This is a genomic window from Pseudomonas sp. WOUb67 (assembly GCF_050058005.1).
GTDB classification, from domain to species: domain Bacteria; phylum Pseudomonadota; class Gammaproteobacteria; order Pseudomonadales; family Pseudomonadaceae; genus Aquipseudomonas; species Aquipseudomonas putida_R.
Genome location: NZ_CP170112.1, coordinates 4,344,176 through 4,361,848, shown reverse-complemented (window position 1 = coordinate 4,361,848; position 17,673 = coordinate 4,344,176). Strand labels below are relative to the sequence as shown.

Annotated in this window: 12 protein-coding genes; 7 read left to right on the top strand and 5 right to left on the bottom strand. The window is 63.6% G+C overall.

Going from position 1 to position 17,673, the window contains the following annotated elements; all coding sequences use genetic code 11:
- Positions 1-405: 405 nt before the first annotated feature.
- A complete protein-coding gene (locus ABOC32_RS19405) occupies positions 406-1,725 on the top strand; it encodes a Na+/H+ antiporter family protein (protein WP_426808451.1) in 1,320 nt (439 codons plus the stop codon).
- 12 nt (positions 1,726-1,737) lie between these two features.
- Here the strand turns inward: ABOC32_RS19405 and ABOC32_RS19400 are convergent, their stop codons facing one another.
- The 3 genes from ABOC32_RS19400 to ABOC32_RS19390 form a co-directional block, all read right to left on the bottom strand.
- Entirely contained in the window at positions 1,738-2,745 is a 1,008-nt protein-coding gene (locus ABOC32_RS19400) for a FecR family protein (protein WP_426808450.1), read from the bottom strand.
- A gap of 283 nt (positions 2,746-3,028) precedes the next feature.
- Entirely contained in the window at positions 3,029-4,798 is a 1,770-nt protein-coding gene (locus ABOC32_RS19395) for an acyl-CoA dehydrogenase C-terminal domain-containing protein (RefSeq protein ID WP_426808449.1), read from the bottom strand.
- A 168-nt stretch (positions 4,799-4,966) separates the two neighbouring features.
- Complete coding sequence (locus ABOC32_RS19390) at positions 4,967-6,589, bottom strand: acyl-CoA synthetase (protein WP_426808448.1); 1,623 nt, start codon at positions 6,587-6,589, stop codon at positions 4,967-4,969.
- Between the two features lie 194 nt (positions 6,590-6,783).
- Here ABOC32_RS19390 and ABOC32_RS19385 point away from each other — a divergent pair, with 194 nt between their 5' ends.
- From ABOC32_RS19385 to ABOC32_RS19360, 6 genes are all read left to right on the top strand, one after another.
- On the top strand, positions 6,784-8,190 hold the full coding sequence (locus tag ABOC32_RS19385) for a sensor histidine kinase (RefSeq protein WP_426808447.1): 1,407 nt from the start codon (positions 6,784-6,786) through the stop codon (positions 8,188-8,190).
- Between the two features lie 9 nt (positions 8,191-8,199).
- On the top strand, positions 8,200-8,832 hold the full coding sequence (locus ABOC32_RS19380) for a response regulator transcription factor (RefSeq protein WP_426808446.1): 633 nt from the start codon (positions 8,200-8,202) through the stop codon (positions 8,830-8,832).
- Between the two features lie 137 nt (positions 8,833-8,969).
- Positions 8,970-9,443 carry a MarR family winged helix-turn-helix transcriptional regulator gene (locus tag ABOC32_RS19375; protein WP_086974202.1) on the top strand — a complete coding sequence of 158 codons (474 nt, stop codon included), beginning with the start codon at positions 8,970-8,972 and terminating at the stop codon, positions 9,441-9,443.
- Positions 9,444-9,473: 30 nt separating this feature from the next.
- Positions 9,474-10,667, top strand: a complete 1,194-nt coding sequence (locus ABOC32_RS19370; RefSeq protein WP_426808445.1) for an HlyD family efflux transporter periplasmic adaptor subunit — start codon at positions 9,474-9,476, stop codon at positions 10,665-10,667.
- A complete protein-coding gene (locus ABOC32_RS19365) occupies positions 10,664-12,199 on the top strand; it encodes a DHA2 family efflux MFS transporter permease subunit (RefSeq protein WP_426808444.1) in 1,536 nt (511 codons plus the stop codon). The genes ABOC32_RS19370 and ABOC32_RS19365 overlap by 4 nt, the downstream gene beginning before the upstream one ends.
- A gap of 844 nt (positions 12,200-13,043) precedes the next feature.
- Positions 13,044-13,790: an SDR family oxidoreductase gene (locus ABOC32_RS19360; RefSeq protein ID WP_426808443.1), complete on the top strand. Its 747-nt coding sequence runs from the start codon at positions 13,044-13,046 to the stop codon at positions 13,788-13,790.
- Between the two features lie 12 nt (positions 13,791-13,802).
- Here the strand turns inward: ABOC32_RS19360 and ABOC32_RS19355 are convergent, their stop codons facing one another.
- Positions 13,803-15,527: an ATP-binding protein gene (locus tag ABOC32_RS19355; protein WP_426808442.1), complete on the bottom strand. Its 1,725-nt coding sequence runs from the start codon at positions 15,525-15,527 to the stop codon at positions 13,803-13,805.
- Positions 15,524-17,617, bottom strand: a complete 2,094-nt coding sequence (locus tag ABOC32_RS19350; RefSeq protein ID WP_426808441.1) for a PAS domain-containing protein — start codon at positions 17,615-17,617, stop codon at positions 15,524-15,526. Before ABOC32_RS19350 ends, ABOC32_RS19355 begins: the two co-directional genes overlap by 4 nt.
- Positions 17,618-17,673: the final 56 nt, after the last annotated feature.

The following is a 17,673-nucleotide window of genomic DNA, read 5'->3' as shown; positions in this document are numbered from 1 at the left end:
GCCGCCCGCGCGGCGCATCGCCGGCAAGCCAGCTCCCACATTTGTTTCGGGCCAATGAGTCCTGAGGTGAAGGCGCGCGCCCCTTTGGCGCCCACCTCGATATTGTGCCGGGCAAACAAGGCGGTCGCGCGCAATGGCACAGTAGTTACTGGCCCGAAACAAATGTGGGAGCTGGCTTGCCGGCGATGCGCCGCGCGGGCGGCGCTCGGTCTCACGAGCGGCATAAATCTCCAGCCAGGCACCCTCAGCCCACCACCTTATCGGCCCCTTCAAATTTTTCTTTATTCAAACATTCAATTTAAATTCTGATCACTGAGAAATGCGCCGCAACATGGCGCTTTTGACATCTGCTGCCCACTGCTTCAGAGTGCGCGCTTTTTTCTGTCGTAATGAGGTAAGCCAACCATGAATGCAGTGATCGCCGCGGTCGGCATCATGCTGATACTCAGCCTGTCCCGCGTGCACGTGGTCATCGCCCTGATCATCGGTGCACTGGTCGGTGGGCTGGTGGGCGGCCTGGGCATCGAGGGCACGCTCAAGGCGTTCAACGGCGGCCTGGGTGGTGGCGCCACGGTTGCCCTGTCCTACGCACTGCTGGGGGCTTTTGCCGTGGCCATCGCCAAGTCTGGCCTGGCCCATGCCTTGGCCGACCGTGCACTGGCCATGATCGATCGCCAGGGCCACGCCAATGGCGGCAAGGTCAAATGGCTGATGATCGGCCTGATGCTTGTGGTGGCGGTGTCGTCGCAGAACATCCTGCCCATCCACATTGCCTTTATTCCGCTGCTGGTCCCGCCGTTGCTGTATGTACTGACCCGCCTGCGCATCGACCGCCGGCTGATCGCCTGCGTGATCACCTTCGGCCTGATCACCCCGTACATGTTCCTGCCGGTGGGCTTCGGCAACATCTTCCTCAACGAAATCCTGCTGGCCAACGTCGCCCGTGCTGGTGTCGACGTGAGCGGTGTCAACGTCACCCACGCCATGGCCATCCCGGCTGCGGGCATGTTGGCGGGCCTGCTGCTGGCAGTGTTCATCAGCTACCGCAAGAAGCGTGACTACGACCTGGCGCGCATCGAGCAGGTGGAGCAGGTGAGCGTGCAGTACAACCCGCTGACGCTGCTGGTGGCGGGGCTGGCCATTGCCACAGCGTTCATCGTCCAGTTGTTGCTGGACTCGATGATCATCGGTGCCATGGTCGGTTTCCTGATTTTCTCGCTGTCAGGCATCGTCAAGTGGAAGGACACCGACGACCTGTTCACAGAAGGCATGAAGATGATGGCCATGATCGGCTTCATCATGATTGCCGCCTCGGGCTTTGCCGACGTGATGAAGGCCACCGGTGAGGTGAAAAGCCTGGTGGAAACCTCGGCCCAGTGGATCGACCACAGCAAGGGCATCGGTGCCTTGCTGATGCTGCTGGTGGGCCTGCTGGTGACCATGGGCATCGGCTCATCGTTCTCCACCGTGCCGATCCTGGCCGCGATCTTTGTGCCACTGTGCGTGCAGCTGGGCTTCGACCCGCTGGCCACCGTGTGCATCGTCGGTACTGCCGGTGCCCTGGGTGACGCAGGCTCGCCGGCCTCGGACTCGACCCTGGGCCCGACCTCGGGCCTGAACGTGGATGGCCAGCACCACCATATCTGGGACACCGTGGTACCGACCTTCATCCACTACAACCTGCCATTGCTGGCGTTTGGGTGGGTGGCGGCGATGACGCTGTAGGGGGCGAGGGGGTCAGCCCTTGTCGGGCGGCGGCGAGATGCGGTTGAGCACGGTGCTGCCGTCCTTGCTGCGGGTGAGGTAGATCGGCAGCACCTTGGGCAGGTTGTTGACCAGGCGCGCGACCTCACGGGTGTTGTAGATACCACTGATGCGGATGCGGCCGGTGCTGGCATCGGCCAGTTGCAGCGGCGCGTCGAGGTAGCGGTTGATCACCGGCAGCGCCTGCTCCAGGCTCAGGTTGTCGAGCACCAGCTTGCCGCTGCGCCAGGCCAGGCTGTTGCCGTAGTCGTCGCTCTGTTCCAGCTGTGGCTCGAAGTCGCCCTTGTGATAACTGGCCTGCATCCCCGGGCCCAAACGGTACCCACCGGTGGTGCCGTCGCTGGACACCAGTACCGATCCTTCCACCAGGGTGACCTTGACCTGGTCCTGGTACTTCCACACGTTGAACTGGGTGCCAGTGACGCGGGTCTGCCCGCTGCCGGCATGCACGATGAACGGGTGGCTGCTGTCGTGCTGCACCTTGAAGAACGCCTCGCCACGCTTGAGCGTGACCTGGCGCTGGTCCTTGTAGTTGAGGTAGGTCAGCTCGGTGTGGAGGTTGAGCTGTACCGTGCTGCCGTCGCTCAACGCCACGGTCTGCATGCGGTCGCCGGCTTCGAAGTGCTGATAGTGGTTGGGCAGCCAGCCTTGTTCCCAGCCCACCCAGCCGGCCAGCGGCAGCACGGCCAGGGCGAGTGCGGCGGCAGATGCCAGCGGGCGCCAGTTGCGTGGGCGTGCAGGTTGCCGAGTGGGTGGGTTGAAGTCGACGACGGTGGCGTTGCGTGGCAACAGGTCGGCGGTTTGCCAGATCTCCAGCATCGCCTGGTATTCCTCGGCATGCTGCGGGTCCGCCGCCAGCCAGCGGGCAAACGCCTCGCGCTCGGACGCCGTGCAATCTTCGGCGTGCAGGCGCATGCACCAATGCGCGGCGGCGTCGGTGATGGCATCGTCAGGGCTGGGGTTGAGGCGGTCGTGGTTCATTGCGGCTCCGGATTTTGCGTATTCTACCCTTGCTAGAGGGCTCCCGAGAACCGACGTAATGGCGAATGACTATCAGTTGTGACGGTTTTTCGTCGGATTTGCAACGGTTTTTCAGCGTCTGAGAACCCTTCGCGTAAAGCATGGCGATGGCCGAAATTGCTTTTGTAGCAGCAGCCTTGTGCTCCGAAGAGGCCAGTGTTTGCTGTACAGATGCGGCAATCCTGCCGCGGCCTCTTCGCAGCGCAAGGCTGCTCCTACAAAAAGCGTGCGCTCGATACGCTGTTTAGAACTGCGCCGCCTCCAGCCCATAAAGGCTGTCACTGCCTGCCCTGATACTGGCCTCCAGCCCCAACCCCCGCGGCAACACCCGCTGGAAGAAGAACGCCGCACACGCAAGCTTGGCCCCATGAAACGCGTCATCCTCCTCATGCCTGGCCAAGGCCGCCGCCGCCATCCGCGCCCACATGTAGGCATACGCCGTCAGCCCGAACAGCTGCAGGTACTCCACCGCCACCGCACTGACCAGGTTGGCATCCTCGCCTGCCCGTGCCCGCAGCCAGGCGCTGGTAGCCTCCAGCCGCGCCAGGCTCGCCTGCAACGCCTCGCGGTGCAGCGGTGCATCAACACTGAAAGCACGTACTTCGGCGGCAAAGCTGGCCAGTGCCTGGCCACCGTCGCCCAGCACCTTGCGCCCCAGCAGGTCGAGCGCCTGGATACCGTTGGTACCTTCATAGATCTGCGCGATGCGTACATCGCGCACCCGCTGCTCCTGCCCCCATTCGCGAATGTAGCCATGGCCACCGTATACCTGCTGGCCGAGCACGCAGGTTTCCAGGCCGTTGTCGGTGAAGAAGGCCTTGGCCACTGGCGTCAACAGTGCCACCAGGCGCTGGGCATGCTCACGTTCACCGGCGTCTTCGGCGTAACGCGCCAGGTCCAGTTGCTGGCCGACGTAGGCGGCAAACGCCCGGCCACCTTCGGTGAGGGTGCGCATGGTCAGCAGCATGCGCCGTACATCACCGTGGTGGATGATCGGGTCGGCAGCCTTGTCGTGTGCCTGCGGGCCAGTGGCGGCGCGGCTTTGCAGGCGCTCGTTGGCGTACCGGGCGGCGCTCTGGTAGGACGCTTCGGCACAACCGATGCCCTGGATGCCGATGGACAGGCGCTCGTAGTTCATCATGGTGAACATGGCCGCCAGGCCCTTGTTCGACTCGCCCACCAGGTAACCCTCGGCATCGTCGAAGTTCATCACGCAGGTGGCCGAAGCCTTGATGCCCATCTTGTGCTCGATCGAACCACAGTAGGCGGCGTTGCGCGCGCCCAGTCGGCCATCGGCCTCGACCCGGTATTTCGGTACAAGGAACAGCGAGATGCCTTTGGCGCCGGCGGGCGAATCCGGCAGCTTGGCCAGCACCAGGTGGATGATGTTCTCGGTCAGGTCCTGTTCGCCGCCGGTGATGAAAATCTTGCTGCCGCTGATGCGATAGCTACCGTCGGCCTGGGGTTCGGCGCGGCTGCGGATCAGCCCCAGGTCGGTACCGGCATGGGGCTCGGTCAGGCACATGGTGCCGGCCCAGCGGCCCTCATACAGAGGTGGCAAGTAAGTTGCCTTGAGCGTTTCGCTGGCGTGGGCATCGATTGCCAGGCAGCTGCCGGCGCTCAACGCCGAATACAGGCTGAAGCTGCAGTCGGCGGCGTAGAGCATTTCTTCGAACAGCACCCCGAGCATTTTCGGCATGCCCATGCCGCCAAATGCCGGGTTGCCGCCCAGGCCGACCCAGCCGCCTTCGCGGTAGGTCTGCCAGGCTTGGCGAAAACCGTCTGGTGTGGTGACCTGGCCGGCGTCGAAGCGCACACCTTGCTCGTCGCCGTTACGGCTGAGCGGGGCGATCAGCTGGCCAGTGACTTTGGCTGCTTCTTCCAGGATGGCGTCGGCGGTGTCGGCATCGATGCGCTCGGCCAGGGCGGGCAGGCGGGCCCACAGGGCCGGAGCGTTGAACACGTCATGCAGGACGAAGCGCATGTCGCGCAGGGGGGCGGAGTAAGTAGTCATCAGGGGCTCTTGAAGTGAAGAGGATATCTGTCAAGGTTGCGCCGTACCTGTGTAGGAGCAGCCTTGTGCTGCGAAAGGGCCGGCATGGCTGAAGGTAGTCTTCGCCGGTAAGGGCCTCTTCGCAGCACAAGGCTGCTCCTACAGGGAAACGCCGGGGCCGTTACGGGTTCAGAGGGTTTTGGCCCGGTCGCGCAGGACGTACTTCTGGATCTTGCCGGTGGAGGTTTTCGGCAGCTCACCAAACACCACGGTCTTCGGCACCTTGAACCCGGCCAGGTGCTCGCGGCACCAGCTGGTGATGTCGGCTTCGCGGGTGTCTTCCCGGCCTGGCTTCAGGGCAATGAACGCGCACGGGGTTTCCCCCCACTTTTCATCCGGGCGCGCCACCACGGCGGCTTCAAGCACTGCCGGGTGTTTGTACAGGGCGTCCTCGACTTCAATGGTGGAGATGTTCTCGCCACCGGAAATGATGATGTCCTTGAGCCGGTCCTTGATCTCGACATAGCCGTCGGCATGCCACACGGCCAGGTCACCGGTGTGGAACCAGCCGCCACGGAACGCTTCGGCGGTGGCTTCGGGGTTTTTCAGGTAGCCCTTCATCACGGTGTTGCCGCGCATGAAGATCTCGCCCAGCGTGTTGCCATCGCGTGCCACCGGCTGGAGTGTCTGCGGGTCGGCCACCATCAGCCCGTCCAGGGTCGGGTAGCGTACGCCCTGACGCGACTTGATCCGGGCACGCGCTTCCAGCGAAAGCTCGTCCCATTCGTCATGCCAGGCACACACGGTCACCGGGCCGTAGACTTCGGTCAGGCCGTAGGTGTGGGTGACGTGGATGCCCATCTCTTCCACGGCGCCAATGACCTTGGCCGGGGGCGCGGCGCCGGCGACCATGGCTTGTACCGGGTGCTCGATGGCGGCTTTGGCTGCATCGGGCATGTTGACCAGGGCGTTGAGCACGATCGGGGCGCCGCAGAGGTGGGTGACCCGGTGTTCGCGGATCAGGTTCAGGATCTTCTGTGGGTCGACCCGGCGCAGGAACACATGGGTGCCGGCCAGGGCGGTAATGGTCCAGGGGTAGCACCAGCCGTTGCAGTGGAACATGGGCAAGGTCCACAGGTACACCGGGCGGTGGCCCATGGCCCAGGTCATCTGGTTGCCAATGGCGTTCAGGTAGGCGCCGCGGTGGTGGTAGACCACGCCCTTGGGGTTGCCGGTGGTGCCGGAGGTGTAATTGAGCGAAATGGCCTGCCATTCATCATCCGGCCATTCCCAGGCAAATTCCGGGTCGCCTTCGGCGAGCAGGGCTTCATAGTCCAGCGCGCTGACCGCACGGCCTTCACCGTACTCCGGGTCATCCACATCCACCACCAAGGGTGGGTGTTCGAGCAACGCCAGGGCGGCTTCGATCACAGCATGGAACTCGCGGTCGGTAATCAGCACCTTGGCTTCGCCGTGCTGCAGCATGAAGGCGATGGCCTCGGCGTCCAGGCGCACGTTCAGGGTGTTGAGCACGGCGCCGGTCATGGGCACGCCAAAGTGCGCTTCGAGCATCGCCGGGGTGTTGGGCAGCATCACCGCCACCGTGTCGCCTCGACCGATACCACGGCCTGCAAGGGCGCTGGCCAGGCGCCTGCAGCGTTGGTAGGTTTCTTGCCAGTTGCGGCGGATGGCGCCATGGATTACCGCCGGGTAGTTGCCGTACACGGCAGCGGTGCGTTCGATGAAACTCAGCGGGGTGAGGGCGACATGGTTGACGGCAGCGGGCATCAGGCCCTGGGCATAGATCGACATGCGGTAATCCTGTAGGGGAGGCAGGCGCTGCTTGTGCGCTTGACCCCCGATGGCTGATTGTTAGCTCTGTTCAGGGTGCAGGGGGGCGGACGGTGGGCCGCTCCCTCTGTCGCAGTTTTACGCGAGTCGCTATGGTAGTAGGAATATCGACTATAGCAATATAGTAAAACTACTATAACAACGAGCCGCCTACCGTGGACCAGACTGCTTACCCCTTGCTTGCCAAGGACCCACAACCCAGCCTTTTGCTGGCGGCCGACGCCAGGCCGCTGGCGCTCAACCCGGCGCTGCAAGCGTGGGTTGACGAAGGCCCGGCGCTGGCCAGCTGGCTGCCGGCCAACTGTGCCGCCCTGGTGCGTGCGTGCCTGCGCCAGCATCGGGCGATTGCCGACGTCGAGGTGCAAGTGGGGGAGCGCACCGTGCTGTGGTCTTTCATTCCGGATGACCAGGGCCAGCAGGTGCTCGGGCGCTGTCGCGACGCCAGCGAAGAGCGCCGTGGCGCACGCGAAGCCAGCCGTGCCCGGCGCCTGTACCGGCTGATCATTGAAAACACCACCGACCTGATCTCCCGGCATAGTCCGGATGGCCGCTTCCTCGATGCCTCGCCGGCAGCGTTTCGCCTGCTTGGCCTGTGGCCCGAGCAATTGCGTGGCATGGCCGTGCATACCTTGCTGCACCCGCGTGAGCGTCGCCAGGTGCTACGTCAGGCGGCTGCTGCCCTGGACCAGGATGGCTATCACACCATGACCTGCCGGGTGCGCCAGGCTTCTGGCGGCTATCGCTGGTTCGAAATCGCCAGCCGCGCCATCCGCGAAACCTACACCGGTGCGGTGGTGGAGGTGGTCAGCGTGTCCCGCGACATCACCTTGCGCATCGAAGCCCAGGAAAGCCTGGCGCACAGTGCACGGTTGGCCACCCTCGGCGAGCTGGCTTCGGGGATCGCCCACGAGATCAACCAGCCACTGGCGGCGGTGGTCAACTATGCCAACGCCAGTCAGCGGTATCTGCAGGGCCTGGAGCGTGACCCCCAGGCCCGCGAGCGGGTAGGGCAGGGCCTGCTGCGTATCAGCGAGCAGGCCACCCACGCCGCCGAAGTGATCCGCCGCCTGCGCGCCTTCCTGCGCAAAGGGCCACGGCGCCTGCAGGCGCTGGACGTGGCCGAGGTGGCCGGCGAGGCCATGCGGCTGTGCGCGTGGGAAGCCGCGCGCGACCATGTGCTGGTGGAACTGCGCGTGAGTGCGCAGCTGCCTTCGGTGTATGCCGACCGGGTGTTGCTGGAGCAGGTGCTGCTCAACCTGTTGCGCAATGCCATCGATGCCAACCGCGAGCTGCACGGCGACCAGCCGTCACGTATCCTGCTCGGCGCCGCGCGGGACGGCGATGGTGTGCGGGTCGAGGTGGCCGACCAGGGCCCGGGTGTATCGCCCGAGCGGCTGGATGAAATCTTCACGCCGTTCACCACCAGCAAGGCCGACGGCCTGGGCCTGGGTTTGAGCATGAGCCGCAGCCTGATCGAAGGCTTTGGTGGCAGCCTATGGGCGCGCGCGGGTGACAACGGCGGCTTGGTACTGTGCTGCCGGCTGGCAGTCAGCAGGGGATAAAGGGGGGCGGTGGTGCAAGCGAAAGTGTATGTGGTCGATGACGACCAGGGGATGCGCGACTCGACAGTCTGGCTGCTGCAGTCGGTGGGCCTGCAAGCCCTGCCGTTCGCCAGCGGGCAAGCGTTTCTCGATGCCTGCGTCGACGATGGGCCCGCTTGCGTGCTGCTGGATGTGCGTATGCCGGGGCTGGGCGGGTTGGCGGTGCAGCAGGCGATGCGCGAGCGCGGCCTGGCGCTGCCGGTGATCTTCGTCAGCGGCCATGCCGATGTGCCGATTGTGGTGCGGGCATTCAAGGCTGGCGCCTGCGATTTCATCGAAAAGCCCTACAACGACCAGCTGCTGCTCGACAGCGTGCAGGCGGCGCTGGAGCACGCCGGGCGGGCGCGGCAGGGCGACCAGGCGATGGCCTTGGTGCAGGCGCGCATCGACGGCCTCACCCCGCGTGAGCGTGACGTTTTCGTGCCGTTGGCCCAGGGGTTGAACAACCGCGAGATTGCTGAGCAACTGGGCATCAGTGTGAAGACCGTCGACCTTTACCGCAGCCGGGTGATGAAGCGGCTAGAGGCGGGCAGCCTGGCTGAGCTGGTGGGTATGGCGATTGCCTGCGGGACGGTGGAGGCGTTGGGCCTGCAAGCCCGCTAACTGCCCTGGCGCAGATCCCTGTAGGAGCGGCCGCATTTCAGGCAGAAATATGAAATTTTTCATAGCTAGCTAATCAAAGCTTTGACATTCACTGCCTAGGCAGTAATATTTTCACACAATTACCCGAGCAGCCTCCGATGGCCCATTTCTCCCCCGAAAACTTCCAGACCTGCGCCATCGGCATGCTGCTTGGCCGTGCGGCGATCCTGAAGGACCGCATTCTCGACTGGCACCTCGAATCAGAGGGCGTCACCGCCGCGCAGTTCAAGGTGCTGATCATCGTCACCCAGTACCAGGTGGATACCCCGGCCGAGCTGTGCCGCTACCTGGGCCTGGACAGCGGTTCGATGACCCGCATGCTCGACCGGCTCGAGCAGAAGGAGCTGATTGTGCGCAACCGCTGCGCCGACGACCGTCGCCTGGTGCGCCTGGCGCTCACCGCCGATGGCCAGCGCCTGGCCGACCGCCTCCCGGAAATTGGCGCTGCCGCCATGAACGAGTTGTGCGGCGTGCTGGCGCCCGAAGAGCTCAAGGCCCTGGAAGGCTTGCTGGCCAAGGTTTTGCTCGGTGCCGGCGACCCGTTGACGATCCGCCGCTTTGGCGACCGTTGAACCCTGTCACGAATTATCCAAGGTATTGTCATGGCCACTCCCGCAGATACCCCGACTCCCTCCGCCGCGCCCGAGCCGTCGCGCAAGCGCAAGGCCTGGCTGCTTGGCCTGCTGCTGTTGCTGATACTTGCCGGTGCATGCACCTGGGCCTGGTACAGCCTGGTAGGGCGCTGGCACGAAAGCACCGACGATGCCTACGTCAACGGCAACGTGGTGGAGATCACCCCGCTGGTCACCGGCACCGTCACCAGTATTGGTGCCGATGACGGCGACCTGGTCCATGCCGGCCAGGTGTTGCTGCAGTTCGACCCGGCCGACAGCGAGGTAGCCCTGCAGTCTGCCGAAGCCAAACTGGCACGCAGCGTGCGCCAGGTGCGCGGGCTGTACAGCAATGTCGACTCGCTCAAGGCCCAGCTGGAAACCCGCCAGGCCGAACTGCGCAAAGCCCAGCAGGACTTCAACCGGCGCAAGGTGCTGGCCGACAGCGGGGCGATTGCTGCAGAAGAGCTGTCCCACGCCCGCGATGACCTGAGTGTGGCCCAGGCCGCTGTCAACAGCGCACGTCAGCAGCTCAGCACCAGCAGCGCGCTGGTCGACGACACCGTGGTTTCCTCGCACCCCGAGGTCATGGCCGCTGCCGCCGACCTTCGCCAGGCCTACCTCGACCACGCCCGCACCACATTGGTGGCACCGGTTACCGGTTACGTTGCCAAGCGCACCGTTCAACTGGGCCAGCGCCTGCAGCCGGGCACCGCGACCATGGCGGTCATCCCGCTGGACCAGGTATGGATCGACGCCAACTTCAAGGAAACCCAGTTGCGTGAGATGCGCATCGGCCAGCCGGTGCAGATCAGCGCCGACCTGTACGGCAGCGAGGTCAAGTACACCGGCACGGTCGACAGCCTTGGCGCCGGCACCGGCAGTGCCTTCGCCCTGCTGCCGGCACAGAACGCCACCGGCAACTGGATCAAGATCGTCCAGCGCGTACCTGTGCGGATTCACTTGAGCCCCGACCAGCTCAAGGACCACCCACTGCGCATTGGCTTGTCCACCGTGGTAGAAGTCGACCTGCATGACCAGAGCGGCCCGGCCCTGGCCCAGCAGCCCCCACAGCAGGCCAGCTACACCACCCAGGTGTATGACCGTCAGCTGGTCGAGGCCGACAACCTGATCGCCCGGTTGATCCACGACAACAGCGCACCCGGCAAGACGGCCCAGCGATGAGCAACAACGCCGCTGCCCAGTTCACGCCGCCGAGCCTGCTGCTGACTACCATCGGGCTGTCGCTGGCGACGTTCATGCAGGTGCTCGACACCACCATCGCCAACGTGGCGTTGCCGACCATTTCCGGCAATCTGGGGGTGAGTTACGAGCAGGGCACCTGGGTCATTACCTCGTTCGCGGTGAGCAACGCCATCGCCTTGCCGTTGACTGGCTGGCTCAGCCGGCGGTTTGGCGAAGTGAAGTTGTTCATCTGGGCCACGCTGTTGTTCGTGCTGGCGTCGTTCCTGTGCGGTATCGCCCAGTCGATGCCCGAACTGGTCGGCTTCCGGATTTTGCAGGGCGTGGTCGCCGGGCCGTTGTACCCGATGACCCAGACCTTGCTGATTGCCGTCTACCCCCCGGCCAAACGGGGGATGGCCCTGGCGCTGCTGGCGATGGTCACGGTGGTGGCGCCGATTGCCGGGCCGATATTGGGGGGCTGGATCACGGACAGTTACAGCTGGCCGTGGATCTTCTTCATCAACGTGCCCATCGGCCTGTTTGCCGCCGCCGTGGTGCGCCAGCAGATGCGCACCCGGCCGGTGGTCACCAGCCGCCAGCCGATGGACTACATCGGCTTGCTGACGCTGATCGTCGGTGTCGGGGCTTTGCAGGTCGTACTCGACAAAGGCAACGACCTGGACTGGTTCGAATCGTCGTTCATCATCATTGGCAGCCTGATTTCGGTGGTGTTCCTGGCGGTGTTCGTGATCTGGGAGCTGACCGACCGCCACCCGGTGGTCAACCTGCGTCTGTTCGTGCACCGCAACTTCCGCGTCGGCACCATTGTGCTGGTCGGCGGTTATGCGGGCTTCTTCGGCATCAACCTGATCCTGCCGCAATGGTTGCAGACGCAGATGGGCTACACCGCCACCTGGGCCGGCCTGGCGGTGGCGCCGATCGGCTTGCTGCCGGTGATCATGTCGCCGTTCGTGGGCAAGTACGCGCACCGCTTCGACCTGCGGGTGCTGGCGGGGCTGGCGTTCCTGGCGATCGGTACCAGTTGCTACATGCGTGCCGGGTTCACCAGCGAGGTGGACTTCCAGCATGTGGCCCTGGTGCAGCTGTTCATGGGTATTGGCGTGGCGTTGTTCTTCATGCCGACGTTGAGCATCCTGCTGTCCGACCTGCCGCCGCACCAGATTGCCGATGGTTCGGGGTTGGCGACTTTCCTGCGTACCTTGGGCGGGAGTTTTGCGGCGTCATTGACGACGTGGATCTGGATTCGCCGGGCGGACCAGCATCATGCTTATCTCAGTGAGAACATCAGCCAGTTCGACCCGGCGACGCGGCATACGCTCGAGCAGTTGGGCGGGGCCAACCCGCAGAGTTATGCGCAGCTGGAGCAGATACTCAACGGGCAGGCTTACATGATGTCGACGGTGGATTACTTCACCCTGATGACCTGGGTGTTTGCCGGGTTGATCTTGTTGGTGTGGTTTGCGAAGCCGCCGTTCACGGCCAAGGCTGGGCCGGCATCAGCGGGGCATTGAGCGAATCCACACCACAAAGGTTCCGGCGTTATCGCTCTTGCTCTTGCTCTTGCTTCGGCTTTTGCTTCTAAGCGCGCGATAGCCCAGGCGACACAGATTGCGACTTCAGGAGGCCGAGCGCAGGGCTTGCGAAGGGAGGTGACGGGCATGGATGCCCGTCAAGCGCTAGGCCCCAGGATGGGGCCTGCAGCGCGGTCCTCCCGGGAGCAAGCCCGGAGCGAGGGGACCCCGGAGCGCAGCGCAGGGGCCGGATGACGGGAGCGGACGGTTTTTGGTTCCTTTTTGCCACGACAAAAAGGGACCCGCCGGAAGGGCGGAAAGGTGACTAAGCGCCACCTACGCGAACGAATGTGTACACTGGGTTAAGGCCCACATCCCAAGATCAAGGGCTTCTGCGGCGGTATTGAAACGGAGAACAGTCCGTTCGCGATGGTGACGCAGACTCACCTTTTCGCCCTTACGGCGAGTCACTTTTTGCCAAACGCGGCAAAAAGTAACCAAAAAACGCTGCGCTCCGATCATCCGGCCCCTGCGCTGCGCTGCGGGGTTCCCTCGCTCCGGGCTTGCTCCCGGGAGGACCGCGCTGCAGGCCCCATCCTGGGGCCCAGCGCTTGACGGGCATCCATGCCCGTCACCTCCCTCCGCAAGGCCTGCGTTCGGCCTCCTGAAGTCGCGAAGATCAAAAGCCAGATCAAAAGCCAGAGCAAGAGCAAGAGCAAGAGCAAGAGCAAGCGCAGGGCGGAGCAGGGCAGGTACAGGGTTGTTTCAGCTGACCCTGGTCATTCCCATCTGTAACCTTTTCGCCTATTGTCGATCCTCCTTTCCCCAAGCGATTGGCAAATTCATGGAGAACGTCATCGTCATCACCGGCGGCAGCCGCGGTATCGGTGCCGCCACGGCGCTGTTGGCCGCCCGCCAGGGCTACCGCATCTGCATCAACTACCACGCCGACGACCAGGCCGCCGAAACCCTCCTCGGCCAGGTCCGCGCCCTGGGCGCCGAGGCCATCGCCGTGCGCGCCGACGCCAGCGTCGAGGATGAGATCATCCAGCTGTTCCTGCGCGTCGACGCAGAGCTGGGCCCGGTCACCGCACTGGTCAACAACGCCGGCACCATCGGCCAGCAGAGCAGGGTCGAGGACATGTCCGAGTTCCGCCTGCTCAAAGTCATGAAGACCAACGTCGTCGGCCCCATGCTCTGCGCCAAGCATGCATTGCTGCGTATGGCGCGCCGGCATGGTGGGCAGGGCGGGGCCATCGTCAACGTGTCATCGATGGCGGCGCGCCTGGGCTCGCCCAACGAATATGTCGACTATGCCGCCTCCAAGGGCGCGCTCGACACCTTCACCATCGGCCTGGCCAAAGAAGTGGCAGGCGAGGGTGTACGGGTCAATGGCGTGCGCCCGGGCTACATCCACACCGGGTTCCATGCCTTGTCCGGCGACCCCGACCGGGTCAGCAAGCTTGAGCCCGGTTTGCCCATGGGGCGCGGCGGGCGCCCCGAGGAAGTGGCCGAAGCCATCCTCTGGCTGCTCTCGGACAAAGCGTCCTACTCCACCGGCAGTTTCATCGACCTGAGCGGCGGGCGCTGAGCACCCGCTGTTTCACGCTTCAAGCATCTGGCTGACGCGCGTTGCCAATGCTGGCAGGGTGAACGGCTTGGTCAGCACGCTCATGCCGTCGTCCAGAGAGCCCTCGGCAAGCACGGCATGCTCATCGTACCCGGTAACGAACAAGACCTTGAGGCCCGGGTAGGACAATCGCAGCCTGTCGGCCAGCTGGCGCCCGTTGATACCCCCCGGCAACCCGACATCGCTGATCAGCAGGTCGGGCCGGGGGCGGCCCTCCATCCCGGCAAGCGCCATGGGGCCGTCTCCGAACACCTTGACCCTATGCCCCAGGTCATGCAGCGTTTCTGCAATGACCAGGCGCATGGCGTCTACGTCTTCCACCACGACGATCTCTCGCACGGCGCTTGCAGGTCGGTACGCCACTGATTTTTCCGGGCCGGGCAAGCGGGCGTCTGGACACGCATGATGCCGCGGCAGGAACAGGCTCACCCGCGTCCCCTGGCCCTGGGTCGACTCGATCTGCAACTGCCCCCCTGATTGCCGCACGAAGCCGTACACCATCGACAGGCCAAGCCCGGTACCTTGGCCCATGGGTTTGGTAGTGAAGAACGGGTCGACCGCGCGCGCCCGAACATCATCTGCCATGCCGCCCCCGTTGTCTTCGACGCTCAGGCAAAGGTATTCGCCTGGCGCCAGGTCCAGTGGCTCGGCGCGCTGTGGAGGGATTTGCAGGTTGTCGAGCGTTATCCGGATCCTGCCTCCGGCAGCAAGGGCGTCGCGAGCATTGATACAGAGGTTGAGCAGTGCACTTTCGAGCTGTGGCGGGTCGATGCGCACGGCCCACGCAGCCTCGTTGTGGCAGAAGCCAAGCGTGATGTGCGGGCCAATGGTGCGGCTGATCAGCTCCAGCATGCCACTGACCAGCTCTGATACATTCGTAGGGCAGGGTTGCAAGGTCTGTTGGCGGGAAAATGCCAGCAACCGGTGAATAAGTGCGGCAGCCCGTTGCGCGGCATTGTGCGCACTGTCCAGCAGCGCAGGAAGAGTCGCCTGTTGATGTTCGTCGGCCACCCTCAACCTGGCAAGCTCAAGAGCGCCAAGTACGCCACCGAGCAGGTTGTTGAGGTCGTGGGCTAGCCCCCCTGTCAACTGCCCGACCGCTTCCAGCTTTTGCGCCTGCTGCAGGGCAGCTTCGGCTTTCTGGTGCTTGGCAACGGCCTGTGCCACGCGTTCCTCAAGTTCTTCGTTCAGGGTCCGCAGTGCGTTTTCAGCGTGTTTGCGCGCCGTCACATCGCGGAAGATCACTGCGACCAGGTGATCCTCGGACGTTTCGATGCGGATCGCTGCCAAACCCAGGCAACGCCCGGTTGCGAGCAGCTCATGCTCGAAGTACAGCGGTTCTCCCGTACGCTCCACGGTGCCGAAGTAATTCAGCCAGACATCCGCCTCGTCAGGAATCACCTCACGCAGCCTGCGCCCCACCACACCGTTGAGCCCGGCATGACGGCAGTAGGCCGGGTTGGCCATCAGGTGGACATAGTCACTCAGAGGCCCCTGTGGGCCGTCGATGAACTGGATGATGCAAAAGCCTTCCTCCATGTTTTCGAACAGGAACCGGTACCGATCCGCCTCTTGCAGGCGCTGGGCAATGCCTGCCAGTGCAGACTGCAACTGACCATTGTGCCGTTCGAGGTACGCAATTCGATCATGCAGGCGTTGCAGTTCTTCGGCTACTTCCAAAGAGCAGTCGTTGCTCATCCCTGGCGCTCCTTGTCCACAGGCAATTGCTCCAGCAACCTTGTCACTTCATTGGCCAAGGTAATCAGGTCAAAGGGTTTGGTAAGCACGCTGGAGTGCTCCAGCGGCTGGCCTTGGTTCAATACTGAGCTCTCATCGTAACCGGTGATGAAAAGCACCGGAGTGAGCGGGTGCAAGGCTCGGCAACGCTCGGCGACTTGTCGGCCATTCAGCCCGCCGGGTAGGCCTATATCACTGATCAGCAGGTCTGGAGACTGGCAGCTTTCAAGATAACCCAGTGCTTGCGGGCCCGTCGCAAACGCCTGAACAATATGCCCAGATTCCTCGAGCACTTCGCTGAGCACCGCGCGCAGCGCTGCCTGGTCCTCGACCAGTACGACCAGGGCGCCGGTTACGCTGGCTTGCGCTTCAAACGTTGCAGATAAACCTGCATGCTCTTCAGCCTGCTGGCTATGGTGGCGTGGCAGGTATATGTCCACGCATGTGCTTTTGCCGAGCGCGGAATCAATTTGCAGTTGGCGACCGGACTGGCGCACGAAACCATACACCATGGACAGCCCCAGGCCGGTCCCCTGGCCCATGGGTTTGGTGGTGAAAAACGGATCCATCGCTTGCGCGAGCACCTGCGGCGACATACCCAGCCCGTTGTCTTCGACACCCAGGTGAAGATAGTCGCCCGGCAACAGACCCAGTGCCTGCGCGCGCTGCGGATCGATGCTGAGATTCTCACCGTGGATCAGCACCTTGCCGCCGTCCGGCAGTGCGTCGCGTGCATTGAGGCACAGGTTGAGCAGGGCGCTTTCCAGCTGAGGAGGGTCGATGAACGTTGACCATAGCTGTTCTTGAAGACGGTAATGCAGCTCTATGCCGGGGCCGACACTGCCCTGGATCAATGCCTCCATCCCCGCAATCAGACGAGATACGTCAGTGGGTTGCGGTAGCAGTGTTTGCTGGCGCGAGAACGCCAATAGCCGGTGAACCACAGCGGCTGCCCGCTGTGCAGCGCCACTGGCAACCTGCAGCAGTTCGGGCAACTGGTCGAAACGCTTCTGCTCAAGCCGCCGCTGCATCAACTCCTGTGCGCCCTGAATCCCCCCAAGCAGGTTATTGAAGTCGTGGGCAATGCCGCCACTGAGGTGCCCCACAGCTTCCATTTTCTGCGCTTGGCGCAGTGCATGTTCGGCTTTGAGCAAGCGTTGCTGGTCGGCGACCCGCTCGCTGATGTCGTATGCAAACAGATAGGCGCTGTGAACGTTACCGTCCGCATCACGCATGCAGTTGAAGCGCAATTCGTAATGCCGTTGTGTTGGCGCTGGTCCGAACATGCCCGTCGTTGTGAACTGCTCGCCAGACAAGGCGCGCTGCCAGAGCGGCAGGATGAAGTCCTGGTCTTGCGGGTAACCGGCCATCAGGTCGGGCAGGCAGTCACCCACTTCCGGCGTCACCCCGTAGAGGTGATGAAAGTCGAGCTTGGCCTGACGGTTTATGGCCACCCAGCGCATGCCGGTGTCGATCATATGCACGTTGGCAACGCTGTGTTCGACCAGTTCGGCAAAGCGTGTGCGCTCGGCTAGCGCGGCGCGAACGCGCTGTTCAAGTTCGTCATTGAGACGTTGCAGTGCCACTTCGGCCCGCCGCCGTTCGGTCACATCCTTGAACAGCACCGCTACCTGGCGCTTGCTGGCGGGCTCGATGCGAAAGGTGGTTACCGACAGCACATGGCCGGTGGCGACCAGTTCTTGCTCAAAATGCAAAGGCTCACCCGTGTGCAGCACCCTTCCGTAGCAGGCCACCCAGACGTCGGCCTCGTCGGGTACCATCTCGCGCAACTTCTGGCCGGCAACGTTGGGGATGCCGGCGTGCTTGGCGTAGGCGGCATTGGCAATGACGTGCACATAGTCGCTGAGTGGGCCATGCGGGCCATCGAAGAATTCGATGATGCAGAACCCCTCGTCCATCGTGTCGAACAGAAAGCGGTAGACGCTGTGGTCCTGATCCTGCTGTTGCCGAAACTGTGATTCGAGCTGCGCGTTACGTTGGCGCAGAGTCTCGATTTCCCGGTGCAGGCCGGACAGGTCGCGGTGGGGCATGGTGACATCCAGAATAAGTATCAGCCAGACTTTAGTGTGGCTTGCCCTTGCGCGTA

What these genes read in the sequence shown, in the direction of transcription:
- ABOC32_RS19405 (WP_426808451.1), top strand. Translation starts at nt 406, where the DNA reads ATGAATGCAGTGATCGCCGCGGTCGGCATCATGCTGATACTCAGCCTG.
- ABOC32_RS19400 (WP_426808450.1), bottom strand. Translation starts at nt 2,745, where the DNA reads ATGAACCACGACCGCCTCAACCCCAGCCCTGACGATGCCATCACCGAC.
- ABOC32_RS19395 (WP_426808449.1), bottom strand. Translation starts at nt 4,798, where the DNA reads ATGACTACTTACTCCGCCCCCCTGCGCGACATGCGCTTCGTCCTGCAT.
- ABOC32_RS19390 (WP_426808448.1), bottom strand. Translation starts at nt 6,589, where the DNA reads ATGTCGATCTATGCCCAGGGCCTGATGCCCGCTGCCGTCAACCATGTC.
- ABOC32_RS19375 (WP_086974202.1), top strand. Translation starts at nt 8,970, where the DNA reads ATGGCCCATTTCTCCCCCGAAAACTTCCAGACCTGCGCCATCGGCATG.
- ABOC32_RS19370 (WP_426808445.1), top strand. Translation starts at nt 9,474, where the DNA reads ATGGCCACTCCCGCAGATACCCCGACTCCCTCCGCCGCGCCCGAGCCG.
- ABOC32_RS19365 (WP_426808444.1), top strand. Translation starts at nt 10,664, where the DNA reads ATGAGCAACAACGCCGCTGCCCAGTTCACGCCGCCGAGCCTGCTGCTG.
- ABOC32_RS19360 (WP_426808443.1), top strand. Translation starts at nt 13,044, where the DNA reads ATGGAGAACGTCATCGTCATCACCGGCGGCAGCCGCGGTATCGGTGCC.
- ABOC32_RS19355 (WP_426808442.1), bottom strand. Translation starts at nt 15,527, where the DNA reads ATGAGCAACGACTGCTCTTTGGAAGTAGCCGAAGAACTGCAACGCCTG.
- ABOC32_RS19350 (WP_426808441.1), bottom strand. Translation starts at nt 17,617, where the DNA reads ATGCCCCACCGCGACCTGTCCGGCCTGCACCGGGAAATCGAGACTCTG.